This is a genomic window from Brevibacillus sp. M2.1A (genome assembly GCF_013284355.2).
In the GTDB taxonomy this organism is placed as follows: Bacteria; Bacillota; Bacilli; order Brevibacillales; family Brevibacillaceae; genus Brevibacillus.
This window is the reverse complement of sequence record NZ_JABSUY020000001.1, coordinates 3,227,246-3,242,281: the sequence shown is the minus strand read 5'-3', so window position 1 is coordinate 3,242,281 and position 15,036 is coordinate 3,227,246. Positions and strand designations below refer to the sequence as shown.

17 protein-coding genes are annotated in these 15,036 nt (G+C 48.9%); all 17 read right to left on the bottom strand.

The features are described 5' to 3' along the window. Positions 1–11: 11 nt before the first annotated feature. The 17 genes from trpA to HP567_RS16005 all read right to left on the bottom strand — a co-directional run bounded on the left by trpA (position 12) and on the right by HP567_RS16005 (position 15,032). Entirely contained in the window at positions 12–830 is an 819-nt protein-coding gene (gene trpA / locus HP567_RS16085; RefSeq protein WP_173609500.1) for a tryptophan synthase subunit alpha, read from the bottom strand. Positions 831–832: 2 nt separating this feature from the next. Beyond that, positions 833–2,053 (bottom strand): tryptophan synthase subunit beta, encoded by a 1,221-nt coding sequence (gene trpB, locus HP567_RS16080; RefSeq protein ID WP_173609501.1) that lies wholly within the window; start codon positions 2,051–2,053, stop codon positions 833–835. Further along, entirely contained in the window at positions 2,016–2,684 is a 669-nt protein-coding gene (locus tag HP567_RS16075) for a phosphoribosylanthranilate isomerase (RefSeq protein WP_173609502.1), read from the bottom strand. Before HP567_RS16075 ends, trpB begins: the two co-directional genes overlap by 38 nt. Further along, entirely contained in the window at positions 2,681–3,481 is an 801-nt protein-coding gene (gene trpC, locus HP567_RS16070) for an indole-3-glycerol phosphate synthase TrpC (RefSeq protein ID WP_173609503.1), read from the bottom strand. The genes HP567_RS16075 and trpC overlap by 4 nt, the downstream gene beginning before the upstream one ends. Continuing rightward, on the bottom strand, positions 3,471–4,496 hold the full coding sequence (gene trpD / locus HP567_RS16065; RefSeq protein WP_173609504.1) for an anthranilate phosphoribosyltransferase: 1,026 nt from the start codon (positions 4,494–4,496) through the stop codon (positions 3,471–3,473). The genes trpC and trpD overlap by 11 nt, the downstream gene beginning before the upstream one ends. Further along, complete coding sequence (gene trpE, locus HP567_RS16060; RefSeq protein ID WP_173609505.1) at positions 4,490–6,004, bottom strand: anthranilate synthase component I; 1,515 nt, start codon at positions 6,002–6,004, stop codon at positions 4,490–4,492. Before trpE ends, trpD begins: the two co-directional genes overlap by 7 nt. Positions 6,005–6,292: 288 nt before the next feature. Further along, positions 6,293–6,670, bottom strand: a complete 378-nt coding sequence (aroH, locus tag HP567_RS16055) for a chorismate mutase (RefSeq protein WP_048032642.1) — start codon at positions 6,668–6,670, stop codon at positions 6,293–6,295. Positions 6,671–6,672: 2 nt separating this feature from the next. Next, on the bottom strand, positions 6,673–7,773 hold the full coding sequence (gene aroB, locus HP567_RS16050; protein WP_173609506.1) for a 3-dehydroquinate synthase: 1,101 nt from the start codon (positions 7,771–7,773) through the stop codon (positions 6,673–6,675). Beyond that, the gene (gene aroC, locus HP567_RS16045) at positions 7,773–8,936 is read right to left on the bottom strand and encodes a chorismate synthase (protein WP_173609507.1); all 1,164 of its coding nucleotides are present in this window, start codon (positions 8,934–8,936) and stop codon (positions 7,773–7,775) included. The genes aroB and aroC overlap by 1 nt, the downstream gene beginning before the upstream one ends. 337 nt (positions 8,937–9,273) lie before the next feature. Further along, positions 9,274–9,432: a hypothetical protein gene (locus tag HP567_RS16040; protein ID WP_173609508.1), complete on the bottom strand. Its 159-nt coding sequence runs from the start codon at positions 9,430–9,432 to the stop codon at positions 9,274–9,276. 76 nt (positions 9,433–9,508) lie between these two features. Continuing rightward, on the bottom strand, positions 9,509–10,282 hold the full coding sequence (locus HP567_RS16035; RefSeq protein WP_173609509.1) for a CheR family methyltransferase: 774 nt from the start codon (positions 10,280–10,282) through the stop codon (positions 9,509–9,511). Positions 10,283–10,410: 128 nt separating this feature from the next. Further along, complete coding sequence (gene ndk, locus HP567_RS16030) at positions 10,411–10,854, bottom strand: nucleoside-diphosphate kinase (RefSeq protein WP_007716560.1); 444 nt, start codon at positions 10,852–10,854, stop codon at positions 10,411–10,413. 104 nt (positions 10,855–10,958) lie between these two features. Further along, the gene (locus HP567_RS16025) at positions 10,959–11,924 is read right to left on the bottom strand and encodes a polyprenyl synthetase family protein (protein WP_173609510.1); all 966 of its coding nucleotides are present in this window, start codon (positions 11,922–11,924) and stop codon (positions 10,959–10,961) included. A gap of 9 nt (positions 11,925–11,933) precedes the next feature. Further along, positions 11,934–12,797 (bottom strand): menaquinone biosynthesis protein, encoded by an 864-nt coding sequence (locus HP567_RS16020; RefSeq protein ID WP_173609511.1) that lies wholly within the window; start codon positions 12,795–12,797, stop codon positions 11,934–11,936. Between the two features lie 4 nt (positions 12,798–12,801). Beyond that, positions 12,802–13,398: a UbiX family flavin prenyltransferase gene (locus tag HP567_RS16015; protein WP_007716550.1), complete on the bottom strand. Its 597-nt coding sequence runs from the start codon at positions 13,396–13,398 to the stop codon at positions 12,802–12,804. Further along, entirely contained in the window at positions 13,395–14,264 is an 870-nt protein-coding gene (locus HP567_RS16010; RefSeq protein WP_173609512.1) for a UbiA-like polyprenyltransferase, read from the bottom strand. Before HP567_RS16010 ends, HP567_RS16015 begins: the two co-directional genes overlap by 4 nt. Before the next feature lie 48 nt (positions 14,265–14,312). After that, positions 14,313–15,032 carry a demethylmenaquinone methyltransferase gene (locus tag HP567_RS16005; protein ID WP_304502561.1) on the bottom strand — a complete coding sequence of 240 codons (720 nt, stop codon included), beginning with the start codon at positions 15,030–15,032 and terminating at the stop codon, positions 14,313–14,315. Between the last annotated feature and the right edge of the window lie 4 nt (positions 15,033–15,036).

Here is a 15,036-nt window from a genome sequence, read left to right as displayed (position 1 = left end):
CATTTTTCCCACTATTGTAGCGCACTGGCTAACTGATGTACAAAGGTTTTTATTTTTTCTACAGCTTCTGGCATCTGTTTGGGGTCTTTCAGCTGCTCAGCATACTCCTCGATTTGCTGTACGATGGCACTTCCCACAATGACACCATCCGTATGGGGTGCTACTGCTCGTACCTGATCCGGTGTGGATATGCCGAAGCCTACCGCAGTAGGAACCGATGTGCTGGCTTTTACTCGTTCCAGAAAATCTGCCAAATCCTCGCGCAGATCCGCGCGGGCACCCGTCACACCGAGAGACGATACACAATAAAGGAATCCCGTTGCTTGCGCGCCGATCATGTTCATTCTGGAACTGGAAGTTGGTGCTACGAGTGAAATGACATGAATGCCATGCTGTTTTGCTGCCGTTACTGCTGGACCGTTTTCCTCAATCGGCAAATCCGGAATGACAACTCCGTCCGCACCATAGGCAGCGAGATCGGCAAAAAAGCGCTCGATACCATATTGCAAAACCGGATTGAAGTAGGTGAACAGGACGATGGATGCCTCCATACCTGATTCCCGGAGCCTTTTGACCAATTGCAAAGCTTCCCTGATCGTCACACCATTTTTCAATGCACGCTCTGAAGCCCGTTGTATCGTTGGGCCATCTGCCAAAGGATCAGAGTAAGGGACCCCGAGCTCGATGAGATCTGCTCCGGCTTCGACCATCGCTTTTACGAGATGAAAGGTTGCTTCTATCGAAGGATCGCCTACCGTTAGAAACGGGATGAATCGTTTGCGATCACGATCCGCGAATAATTGATCGATTCTGTTAAGAGCGGTCGTCATGATTACTCTCCCCCTTCTGCTGTCAGCGCTTCTTGAATAGTCAGTACGTCCTTATCGCCTCGACCGGACAAACAGATTACTAATATTTTGTCTGAAGACATCTCTTTTGCACGTTTTATTGCTTCCGCTATCGCATGTGCGCTCTCCAACGCTGGAATGATGCCTTCCGTTTGGCAAAGTACTTGTACCGCCTCGAGTGCTTCCGCATCTGTTACCGATGTATAGGTTACTCTTCCACTGTCTTTGAGATAAGCGTGCTCAGGTCCTACTCCTGGATAATCCAAGCCAGCCGAAATCGAATGCGCTTCTTGCACCTGTCCGCCTTCATCCTGCAACAAGTAAGTTAAGGAACCATGGATGACTCCTGGGCGTCCAAGTGTTAGTGTTGCCGCATGCTTTTCGGTATCGATTCCTTTTCCTGCCGCTTCTACTCCTCTGAGCGCGACCGACTCATCCTGTATGAACGGATAAAACATGCCAATCGCATTGCTGCCTCCACCGACGCAAGCAACGACCTCGTCTGGCAGCCTTCTGAGCATTTGCAGGACTTGACTCCGTGTCTCTTCACCGATAATTTTTTGGAATTCGCGAACCATGTATGGGTATGGATGTGGGCCAACGACAGATCCGATGACGTAGAACATGTCATCTACGTGAGACACCCAATGGCGAATCGCTTCGTTTGTCGCATCCTTAAGTGTACGAGAGCCGGATACCGCAGGGATGACTTCGGCTCCAAGCAGCTTCATCCGAAAAACATTCAAAGACTGGCGACGAATATCTTCCTCCCCCATGAACACCTTGCAAGAGAGTCCGAGCTTTGCCGCGACAGTTGCACTTGCCACTCCGTGCTGACCAGCGCCCGTTTCGGCAATAATTGATTTTTTGCCCATCCGTTTGGCTAACAATGCTTGGCCCAAAGCATTGTTTAATTTATGCGCCCCCGTATGATTGAGATCTTCTCGTTTCAAATAGATTTGGGCGCCGCCGACCGCTTTTGTCAAACGCTCTGCATAGGTGAGCGGGGTTGGGCGTCCAGCATACTCGCTGAGCAGTCCATTTAATTCCTGAACAAATGCCGGGTCACGACGCGCTTCTTCAAAAGCGATCTCGAGCTCTGTCACTGCATTCATCAAGGTCTCTGGAATAAACTTGCCTCCGAAGTCACCAAATCGCCCGTTTTCGTCAGGCACGACTCGCGTAGTTGTTTGAATGTTGTTCATGCGCCTTCACCCTCTCCACCAATGTTTTCATTTTTTCAGCGTCTTTTTCGCCATCCGTCTCTACACCACTGGACACATCGACAATTCCTGCCTGATACTGTCCCGTTAATTCTCCGACATTCCCCGCATGAATCCCGCCAGCGATGATGCAGTCTGCTTCCTCGCATGCTGCTTGCAATGCAGGGATTTGCTCCCACGAAAACTTTTTCCCTGTGCCGCCTGCTTGAGTAGGGTCATACGTATCAAATAAAAAGGCACTGACAATGCCACGATAGGATTGAATTGCTTGCGCAGCATCCGCTTCTCCGCCCACGGCCAACGCCTTCCACACCGGAATAGCGAACCGCTCCCGAACTTGCTGGCAAAATTGCGGCGTCTCCTGTCCATGCAGTTGGATCACGGATAGCGGTGCCTTGCTTAGCACTTCCTCCAGCTCTTCCATCGTCGGATTAACGAACACCCCTACAGCAGGAGGATGGCCTGGAACGGCTGCAAGCAATTGTCCCGCAGTTTGGGCATCAACTTGTCGCTTACTTGGGGCAAAAACAAGGCCAACGTAATCGACTTCCAGTGCCTTTAACAGCGCAAGTGTTTCCGCCCGCTTGATCCCACATATTTTCAAACGAGTCATAGACTCACCCCCGGTGCTGCTTCTCCTACAAGGTCAATTACTGCGCGCTCTACGTCTGTTTGGCGCATAAAATGCTCTCCAACCAGTACAGCCCTGGCACCTGCACTTCGTACATTTTCAATATCCGCTGGTGTCGAAATCCCACTTTCGCTCACGATCGTCAATGACGCAGGCAGTTCTGCAATCAACTCATGTGTAACGGCTAGGTCCGTTTGAAACGTATTCAAGTTTCGATTGTTGATTCCGAGCAATTTCGGTTCCATTGCTTGAAAAACAAGCTCGCATTCGCGTTTGTCATGAACCTCGACCAGTACATCCATACCCAGCTCCTCGGCAGTTTGGTTCAGGTGGCGAAGCGTTTCCCGATCGAGAATGGCAGCAATGAGTAGCACGCAATCAGCACCTGCTGCTCTTGCTTCCACGACTTGAATTTCATCCAGAAGAAAGTCTTTTCTAAGTAACGGACGATCAACTGCCTCGTGAATTTGCCGTAGATAGCTCAAACTCCCCTGAAAAAAAGACTCGTCTGTCAAAACGGACAAACATTCTGCGCGAGCGGCCTGATAAGCCTTCGCGATGGTTACTGCTTGGAAAGCAGGTCGGATCAACCCTTTGGACGGGGATGCTTTTTTCACTTCGGCAATCACGCTTACAGGCCGTACACTCGTCTCCAATGCTTGACGAAATCCGCGTGGACGCTGGACTTCCTTCGTTGCAAAAAGCAATGCTGACACGGTTGTATCTGTATAAAGTCGTGCGATCTCTTCACGTTTCTTTTCCACGATTTTACGAAGCATGAATCATACCTCCTGCGATTTGACGAACGTGCTCGAGCTTGCGCATGACCAGTCCGCCGTCGATCAGTTCCGCTGCACGTATAACCCCTGTTTCAATCGAGCTAACCCGATCTGCCAGGTAGAGGATCGCGCCCGCATTCAGCAAAACGATGTCGCGTGCTGCCCCGCGTGCTCCAGAAAACACGTCGTGAATGATCTTGGCATTCTCATTGGCATCACCGCCGCGCAAAGCATCTTTCTCATGTCTGCGCAGACCGAACTGTTCTGGCTCGATTTCATATGTCAAAATCCGCCCATCCCGCAACTCGGCAATATGGCTCGTTCCCGTAACAGTCAATTCATCCAGTCCATCCGAGCCTGCTACAACGAGCGCTCTTTTCACATCGAGCTCGTGTAAGACTGCGGCCACATTCGGAAGCAACTTGGCATCATAGACGCCCATCAGCTGATGGCTGGCACCTGCTGGATTTGTCAATGGTCCAAGTAAGTTAAACACCGTGCGAATCGCCAATTCTTTTCGCGGGCCAGCCGCATGCTTCATCGCTTGGTGGTAAAGAGGAGCGAACAGGAAGCAGAGATTAGTCGCGCGCAGGCAATCTGCGGTGTCCTTGGGAGATAAATTGACGGGCACTCCCAACGCTTCCAACACATCAGCACTGCCGCTTTTGCTGGAAACCGCACGATTCCCGTGCTTGGCGATGCGCACACCGTCAGCTGCTGCGACAACTGCACTTGCCGTCGAAATGTTAAAGGTATGACTTCCATCTCCGCCTGTTCCGCAGGTGTCTACCAGACCTGGCAGTTCGATGGGAAAACTCATCGCCCGCGCTCTCATGGCTTTGGCAAAACCGATAATCTCTTCCACCTGCTCACCCTTCAAGCGAAGGCTTGCCAAAAATGCACCGATCTGAGCTGGAGTTGCCTTTCCGTCCATAATCTCGCCCATGGCCTCTTCTGCAACCGTCCGTGTTAAATGCTTCCCAAGCAGAATTTGTTCTAGCGCGTATGTTAGCATGACAACTCCACCTTTCTGACAAACAACTGTTCCGCTTTTTCTAGCGCAGAGAGCATCGCTGCTGCTTTGTTCACCGTCTCTTGGTATTCACTCGCAGGGACCGAGTCCGCTACGATGCCTGCACCTGCCTGCACATGTGCGTATCCATCCTGAAAGAACAACGTTCGAATCGTGATGCAGCTATCGAGTGAACCATCAAACGAAATGTAGCCGATTGCTCCCGCATACAAATGGCGTGCGTCAGGCTCGAGCTCTGCAATAATTTCCATCGCCCTCAGCTTCGGAGAACCAGATACTGTACCAGCCGGAAAAGCACTCAGCAATGCATCGAAAGCGTGCAGTCCCTCCCGAAGCTTGCCAGTCACATGCGAAACCATATGCATCACGTGGGAGTAGTTTTCAATCACCAATGCTTCTTCCACTTTCACGCTTCCATAAGCAGAGACCTTTCCAACATCGTTGCGCCCTAGATCCAGCAGCATGTAGTGCTCGGCTCTCTCCTTCTTATCTGCCAAAAGATCAGCCGCCAATGCAGCATCTTCTTGTGGGGTCGCCCCCCTTTTTCGCGTTCCTGCAATCGGACGCATCTCTACTTTTTCATCCTCTACACGCACGAGCAGTTCTGGGGAAGTCCCGACGACTGTCTCTCCCTCGTATTCGAGATAGTACATGTATGGGGAAGGATTCAACGTACGCAGCAATCGATACACTGCAAAAGGATCGACTTCAGTCTTTACGGAAAAACGTTGGGACAACACGACTTGAAAAATGTCGCCGGCTGCGATGTATTCTTTCGCCTGCACGACTAGCTGCTCGTATTGCTCCCGCGTCATATTTGGCTCTACTGTCAATGGCGCTGGTGTATCAGTTGCTACTTGAATGCGTTGATCCATTTCAAGCGGAGCCATGACTTTGGCAGCCAACTCCTCGATTCGTTCGCAGACGTGCTTGTATTTTTCGCCAATAGTTTCCTCAGTGTCTCCTGGTTCCACATGGAGGTTCACAATCAATTGAATTTCCTGCTTCAAATGATCAAAGGCTATCATCTCATCGACGAACAGGAAGCGCATATCCGGGACTCGTACAGCCTCCTTGCGATGTGCTGGTAAATTTTCGAAATAGCGCAACGTATTGTAGCCGAAAAAGCCTACCGCACCACCACTGAGACGAGGCAACCCAGGCAGCTTCGGGCTTTTGTAACGATCGGTTTCTTCACGCAAAAAGGAGACGGGATTTCCTGTGTGAACAAGCTTTTCACCAGTGCGATAGGAAACGCTAATTTCTTCACCCTTTGCTTCCACGATTTGAAAAGGATTCATGCCAATGAACGAAAAACGCGCCCAGCGAGCACCACCTTCTACGCTCTCCAGCAAAAAGGAATCACTTTTGCGAATCTTCTGATACAAACGAATCGGTGTCTCTTGATCCGCCAACAGTTTCATGCTTACAGGGATAAGGGAATACGACGCCGATAGGGTCTTAACCTCGGCAAGGGAAGGGAAATACATGGACTCTCATCTCCTCAATTAGTGGGAGAGAAAAGGGAATGAGACATCCACCTTTTCTACACCCGCTTCTAGAGCGAGAGGTAGGGGGGAGAAATATTTGTATACAAAAAAATCCAGACAAAGAGACCTGGATTGGGTGTCAATATGTACCCAGCCTTCTCTTCTCTCCTCAACCTAACTCATCTCAACTCTGCTCAACTCATTCTCTGCTCTCAGCCGGCTTTTGCTTATTACCGGAAAAACGAGGCGCTCTCGTTTCACTTATGGTAAAAGAGAGCGCCCTAATTGTCAACCGCGATTTGTCAAATCCGGGCGCAGCTTGACTGCTTCGCGCAAAAACACATGATGAATGTCTTTTGCTGTCTTGTCCGTATTCACATGCATCATGACACGAATACAAAGCGGCAAGCCACCTGGCACCGGGATTTCTCTTGCGCACATGAGCGGTACGTATTGCCAAGCTTCTCCTTCAAGCAGACGGGCCGCTTGAGCGGGGAAGGTCGCACAGAGGTCCTCTGTCGTCGTGATAATAATGCTGCCAATGTCTTCGGGGTTTACTTCATTGCGGGCTACCATTTCCTCCAACAACCATTTTGTTGAGGAGACAATCTCTTCGCGCGTATCGGCTTCCACCGTGACCGCGCCTCTGATTCCTCTCATTCCCATCCTTATCCCTCCACTTCTTCTCTCATGACTCCCAGTATGAGTTCTTCTTCTATATTTTTGACGACTTCCACCTGCCCGATAGCCCTAGGCAACACCAATGCCAGCTTTCCGCCTACCGTCTTTTTGTCTCGTTTCATGGCTTCCAGCACAGCTTCTGGCGAGAGATTGCCCGGCCACGCCGTTGGCAGGTGGAACAATTCCAGCATCCGTTTCGTGCGGTTGTATACACCAGTCTCGGCAAAACCAATCCGTTCCGCTACCTTGGCTGCCAAACACATGCCAATTGAGATGGCTTCCCCATGATTTAGAGTGGAGTAAGCAGATAGCGCTTCAAAGGCATGACCAAACGTATGACCCAAATTAAGCAATGCACGTTGCCCTTGTTCTGTCTCGTCTTGGGAAACAATAGCCGCTTTGACTGCACAGCCTTTTTCAATGGCTTTCCCTAATAATTCTGAATCGAGCTGCCATAGCCTTTCAGCGTTGTCTTCCAGCCAATCGACAAAGGCAGCATCGGCGATAAGTCCATGCTTAACAACCTCTGCAAAGCCTGCTGCGACTTCACGCTTCGGTAAACTATGCAAGGCTTTCGTGTCGTAAATGACAACTTTGGGCTGATGGAAAGCACCAATGAGATTTTTTCCGAGCGGATGATTGATCGCTACTTTTCCACCAACCGAGCTATCATGTGCGAGCAAGGTAGTCGGCATTTGAACAAAATCAATGCCGCGCATGTACGTAGCAGCCACAAATCCTGCCAAGTCTCCAACGACTCCACCACCGAGAGCCAATACAGCAGACTTCCTGTCCAGTCCTGCATCAATTGCCTCTGTCATCAATCGTTCGTAGACAGTCAGGCTCTTCGATTGTTCTCCAGCAGCGATGACAGCTGAGTGGGCCTGATACCCATGCTGCCGCAATACATCGAGCAAAGGCTCTAAATAATGAACGGCTACATTCTCATCTGTGACAATCATCAACTTGCTAGTAGAAGCAATGCCTGCCTCTACTAGCAACGCTGCAGCCTGGTGCAAAAGACCATCACCTATCACAATCTCGTAGGAGCGCTCCCCCAGCTCAACAGTCAGCATCTCCACGCTCATTAGAATTTCTCCGTGTACGCACGGTATTGACGTACGTTTTCTTCCATGTCATCAAGAGAATCAGAAGGGAATTTTTCGCACATAGCACTCGCGATCTCCCATGCTACCACTGCCTCCGCAACGACACTTGCGGCAGGAACAGCACAACTGTCAGAACGCTCAATGCTCGCTGAGAATGGCTCTCTCGAGTCGATATCCACACTCATCAACGGTTTGTACAAGGTAGGAATCGGCTTCATGACACCGCGAACAACTACAGGCATTCCTGTCGTCATACCGCCTTCGAGTCCACCTGCACGATTTGTTTTTCGGCTGTAGCCAGTTTCTTCGTTCCAAATAATCTCGTCATGAACTTGTGAGCCTTTCAGACCGGCTGCCTCGAATCCGATACCGATTTCGACACCTTTGAAAGCCTGAATACTCATGATTGCCTGTGCAAGACGTCCATCCAGCTTGCGGTCCCATTGCACGTGGCTACCCAAACCAATTGGCACGCCTTCAACGATCACTTCTACGGTACCACCGAGGGAATCCCCGTCTTCTTTTGCTTTGTCAATCGCTGCCATCATCAGTGGTTCTGCTTCTTTATCCAAACAGCGTACTGGCGATTCTTCGGTGCGGGCAATCAGCTCGTCCAGACTTACTTCTTGTCTCTTCGCCACGATCTCATTGATCTGGAGTACCTGCCCGCCTATACGGATACCAAATTGAGCCAGCAATTGGCGAGCGACTGCACCAACAGCTACGCGGACAGTAGTCTCACGAGCGCTGGAACGTTCCAGAATATTGCGCATATCGCGTTGATGATACTTAATCGCCCCGTTTAAATCAGCATGTCCAGGGCGTGGACGGGAGACACGACGCTTTTCTTCAGTGCCTTCCTCTACAGGCTCAGCGCTCATGATTCCTTGCCAATGCGTCCAATCATTATTTTCAACGACCAGTGTGATAGGAGCTCCGGTTGTATATCCATGACGGACACCAGAAAGAATTTTCACCTGATCCTTTTCAATCTGCATTCTTCTGCCGCGGCCATGGCCTTTCTGACGACGTGCCAACTGCTCATTAATTTCCTCAATGGAAATCGGTAGGTTGCTCGGTACGCCCTCAATGATAGCTGTTAATTGCGGCCCGTGGGATTCCCCTGCTGTCAAGTAACGCATCTCTATCCTTCCTCCATCCTCCAGGCAGCCTGTATCCCCTTCAGGTTCTCTTTTTGGGGTGCTGTCCTTTATCACTTTTAAGCGCTATAATATCATACCTAGTACGCCGTGGAAATACAAAAGTGGGAAACGTCTGCGAAAAACCTTTTCTTCCTACAGGAAAACGCCCCTCCGCATGGGGAGAAGCGCTCTCTTTACGCTATCGCGAATGAATCAGGATTGATATTCCTACAAGTTAAGGAAACCTCTATCGTTGATCGCTCACAGAGGAGCGACTGCGTTTTAGGGGAAAGTTTCCATGCGTTCCGGAATATATAAACGAAGTGTTTATATATTCCTACACGTTGAAAAAAGGATTGGGGCTCAGCGGTTTGCGAGTGTGATCCACGCGTAACAAATCATCTAGTTGTGTCCTCTCCGCCCCTAAAATCTGACCACATTCCTGCAGCGTGATCAGCCCTCGACGGTATGCTTCGATGACCTTGTGTTTATCCATCTGCTGCCTCCTCTTGCAAAGTAGGTATTCCTAGTCTTGGGAAAAAACAGCAGAGATATACCAAGGCCAACAGGAATCAACCCATTTTCCGATAGAAGAACGTATCCTCTGTCTCCAGTTGGTATTGTTGCGGCTGAAAAATTTGTTCCGTGCTACCTACAAAGAGTACTCCACCAGGTTTCAGGGCCCGGCTAAACTTGTGATACAGCTCATGCTTTGCTTCTTCGGTAAAGTAAATCATCACGTTCCGGCAAATAATTAAATCAAATTGAGAATCAAATGAGTCCGCCAATAAATTATGTTTTTTGAACGTCACTTTTCTCTTCACTTCGTCCGTGATGCGATAGCTGAGTGTATCTTTTTCAAAATACTTTGCTACGAGGTCTTTCGGACAATCTTGCAGGGATCGGTCCGTGTACACCCCTTGCTTCGCTTTTGCCAGTGCTCCCTCATCAATATCGGAAGCGAGCACGGTCGCATCCATCTTCATGCGTAGCAAAATCAGTGAGAGTGTATACGGCTCCTCCCCTGTCGAGCATGCCGCACTCCAGCATTTCACCCGCGGCGATTGCTTTGCCAAGCGTGGCAAAATTTTATTCTCGAGAACTTCCCACCGGCCTGGATTCCGGAAAAATTCCGATACGTTGATGGTCATCCTATCGAGGAACTCATAGAAAAGCTCCTTGTCTTTAGCGATGGCATCGAAATACTGGGCAAATGTGTTGTACCCCCGCTTTTGTCTCAACGAGGTTAGACGGCGCTTCATCTGTGCTTCCTTGTAGAGGGCAAGATCAATTCCAGTCATTTTTTTCACACTAGCAATAAATTGGAGAAAGTCCTTATCTTCCATGCTGAATCGTACCCCCTTTGAAAACTCCCTAACTTCATTCGCTATATTTCGCCATTATCCTATCTGTTTTGACAAAGAATTTGACAAAAAAAAGAAAACCCCAACAAATGGGGTCTTCTCGATCCATCTTAGATCCAGCGTTGGATGGTTTTCTCGAAGGAGAGAACTTCTTCTGCGGAGAACCACAGACCGATTTCACGCTCAGCGCTCTCAGGAGAGTCAGAACCGTGGATGATGTTCATGCCAACGGAAGTAGCGAAATCGCCACGGATCGTACCGGAAGCAGCGTCTACCGGGTTTGTTTTGCCCATCATAGCGCGAGCAGTTGTGATTACGTTGTTACCTTGCCATACCATAGCGAATACTGGTCCGGAAGTGATGAAGTCTACCAGTTCACCGAAGAATGGACGCTCTTTGTGCTCTGCATAGTGTTCTTCAGCCAATTCGCGGCTTACTGTCATCAGCTTAGCACCTACGAGTTGGTAGCCTTTTTTCTCAAAACGGGATACGATTTCACCAATCAGGTTACGTTGTACGCCATCTGGTTTTACCATAAGGAATGTTTTTTCCATTGTAAGTATGCCTCCATTAGAGCTATGTATTGGTGAATAGGACACCAACGAAAATTTTATCAAAACTAGAGTGGTCAAGCAACAGGCAGACCGTCAAAATATCATTAAAATTTACGATCAATAATATAATTGGCGATACCTGTCAAAGATGTCTTAGCTTGGTTATTAGGCAAATCAGCGAGAATGGCATGCGCACGGGCGATATAGCGTTCAGCAAGGCGCTGCGAAAAGGCAATGCCCTCATCTTCTCGCACCATACGAACTGCTTCATCTGTATGATCCCAGAACGTATTTTGCGCGATCCATTCCTGGAATTGCGCTCGTGCCTTTCCATGATGAGCAGAATAAAGAGCAGGCAACGTAATGTTACCATGCACCAGGTCGCTTCCAGCCGGCTTTCCTAACTGCTTCTCAGTCCCTGTAAAGTCCAAAATGTCGTCGGTTATTTGAAAAGCCATCCCCACGTTGTAGCCGTACCAGTACATTTTACGAATCATATCATCTGACGCTCCGCTTGCCACTGCTCCTAATTGACAGCTAATCGCAATTAAAAGCGCCGTTTTTCGTTTGATTCTGCGCAAATAGGTACGGAAGTTTTGGTCCCAGTTATTCAAATCCTTTACTTGCTGGATCTCTCCCTTGCAAACCTCGACGATTGCATTCGAGAGAATTTGGTGCAATTGCGGGATCGGGAGCTGGGAGGCAATGGCCAATGCCCGTGCAAAAATATAGTCGCCGGCATACATGGCTACTTTGTTATCCCACTTCATCCGAACAGTATCTTTTCCGCGACGCTTATCCGCATCATCAATTACATCATCATGCACCAGGGATGCCATGTGGATCAGTTCAAGAGGAACAGCCACATGCTTTAGTTTTTTGATGTCGTAATTGCCCCACTTACCGCCCAGCAAAACAAAAACGGGACGAATCCGCTTTCCTCCTGCCTTGAGCAAGTGAGTCGAGGATAGATACAGCTCTCGAACCGGCGTGTCAATTGCTTTCTCCAGTTCATCTTCTATGTATTGGACATCTTTTTTCATCTTGAAGTAAATATCGACTAGATTCATCCGTTCCACCTATCTCGTCAACGTAGTATTGGTCTGTCGGCCGCCAGCTTGCCACAGATCGACGGTTGCAGGTGCCGATAGAAGTCCCAGCTCCGCTGCGCATCGGTAATAGTACTCCAGTCCAATCCGCTGAACGTCACCGAAATCGTGCTGTAATCCTTGGAAATAGTGGATCCATTGCTCTTTCTCTCCACCGAAATGCGTGTGAACGTAGTCAATCAATGGGGCTGTATTCTCCCTGGTCTTCCTTTTACTCTCTAAAAAAGAGGCATGGACGTCCGCGATCAAGTCATGATGATCGGCAATAACTGCTCGACGGAGAGCCCAAATGGCAAAGGTCATGGAATAGCCTGTAAATTGATGCCACAGCTCTCCCAAATCGTAGACATGAAGGTCTTTGGCCGTTCGCTCAGCGGAAATGGCGTCATCCCCGATCAAGAGGGCAGCATCAGCACCCTCCAGCATTTCATGCAAAATAGGTTCCTGTGTAACGTAGGAAATCTCATATTCGTAAAACTTATGGAGAATGATTTTTAAGAGATTCACGGTGGTAGCCGATGTGTTGGTCAAGGCAATTTTGGCGCCGTTTAGTTGTTCAATCGGCTTTTTGCTGAATAAGAAAAGGGAGCCTACTCTCCCCTTGGCACTGACAGACAGATCTGCCAATGCCACGTATTCGGAGGCATGCTCTGCATAGCTAAACGAAGAAATCGGTCCCAAGTCAATCTCGCCATTCGCCATTGCGTTGTTTAACTGGGCAGGAACTTGGCGGATGAATTCGATTCGGTCTTCGAATTTTTCTTGATCAAAATAGAAGTAAACCGGCAATACATTGGTATACAAAATTTGTCCAACACGCAAAGACTTTTGCATGCGTTTATTCCCCCCAACGCCGGAACAGCGAATGTGGTACATCAATTGCATCCAAAGTTTTCCCTACCACAAAATTGATCAGATCATCCATAGTTTGCGGTTTCTGATAGTAGCCTGGCATAGCAGGCAGAATCTTGACGCCCAGACGGCTTAATTTGAGCATGTTCTCGAGCTGAATCGCATTGAGCGGCGTCTCTCTCGGAACGATGACCAAACGCCGCCCTTCCTTAATCATGACATCAGCAACGCGCTCCAGCAAATTCCCTGATGCGCCATGTGCGATGCCAGAAACAGTCCCCATCGAGCACGGTACGACGATCATACCGTCACAGCGATAGGAACCACTGGCTGCGGGACAATTGAAATCTCGCAGTCCCCAATAATGTAGCTCACCAGAAAAGTCTAGTTGCAGCTTCTCCTGCAACAGAGCTTCTCTGTCATCTGTGTGCCAATCCAGTTCATCACGAAATACTTGCCAGCCTGCTTCTGTAATCATCAAGTGAACGATATGTCCAGCACGCAATAACTCCTGGACGACTCGAACACCATAGATAGCACCACTTGCACCCGTTATCCCGACAGCCCACTTTTGCTTGTTCATGCAATCACCAAATCAATCATCGTAAAGGTAAACATCACGACACTCAAGATGCCGTTCATGTTGAAGAATGCCATATCCAGCTTGGACAAGTCTGTTGGCTTCACCAGCGTGTGTTCATAGATCAAAATCGCACCCGAAATGAGCACACCTACCAGGAACCAGATCGACAAGTCTGCAACTACATACAACGACATCAGACCAACGAAAGTAAGAACGTGGCATACGCGGGCGATCAGAAGTGCATTGGCAATTCCGAAGCGGCTCGGCATGGAATAAAGTCCTTCTTTCCGGTCAAAATCGGCGTCCTGGCATGCATAAATGATATCAAATCCTGCTGTCCAGAACATAACCGATGCAAACAATAGAAGGCCGACACCATCTACTTGACCCGTTGTCGCTACCCAGCCCCCTAGCGGGCCGAAGCCGATGGCAACACCGAGTACAAAGTGGCAAAGCCAGGTAAAGCGTTTCGTATAAGAATAAAGCACAAGAACAAACACAGCGAGCGGCAACAATTTCACAGCCAAATCATTTAACTGGAATGCGGCAATGAACAGCACCGCAAAGGACACCACGATAAACAAAATGACTTCCACAATCGAAATGAGGCCAGCAGGAATCGCTCGTGTGACTGTCCGAGGATTTTTCGCATCAATTACCCGGTCGATGACACGGTTTAAGGACATCGCTGCACTGCGAGCGCCCACCATCGCTACCGTCACCCAAAAAATTTCCGACCAAGTAGGCCAAGCATTCTCTACCACAATGCTTCCCAAAACAGCTCCCATAAAGGCAAAGGGCAAGGCAAAAAGGGAGTGCTCGAATTTAATCATTTCCAAGATGATTTTCAATTTACGTAGACCCATTTATGACACTTCCTATCTAGTGAAGAAATACCGGTTTACTCCTCATAATTATGGCTTTGTGCCAATATGCAAGGCTGATACGCCGCCCATAAACAATTTGACCTGAACCGGGTCCAAGCCTGCTTTCTGAAACATGCTTGCCAGCTCGCGACTGTCCGGGAAATTGGTCAGGGATTGGGGCAGCCAAGCATACTCTTCGTATTTGTTGACTGTCAGCTTCGCAATAAACGGCAAGATTTTGTAGAAATATAAGTAAAATAGCTTCCGGTACGGAATGAATGGGGGCTTGGACACTTCCAAAGAAACGACTTTACCGCCCGGCTTTACAACACGTGCCATTTCATTCAAGACCTGCTGAACATCCGGTACATTGCGCAGAGCAAACCCGATTGTTACGAAGTCAAAGGTATGATCCTCGTAAGGCAGATTCATTGCATCTGCGTTCACTAGCTTTACGTTGTTGCCAACACCTGCGTTCGCTACTTTATATGCCCCTACATCCAGCATATTCTGGCTGAAATCAAGGCCAACAACATTGCCTTCTTTTCCGACAGCCTTAGCCAATGCAATCGTCCAGTCTGCTGTACCACAAGCAACATCCAACGCTGTATGCCCTGGCTGGATATTCATCTGCTTCATCGTGTAATTACGCCAAGCAATATGACTGCCAAAGCTGATTACATTATTCATTTTGTCGTAATCGTTTGCAATGCTCTCGAAAACGGAGTGAACGTACTCTGCTTTCTCATTCATCTGTGTCTGGTTCACTTGG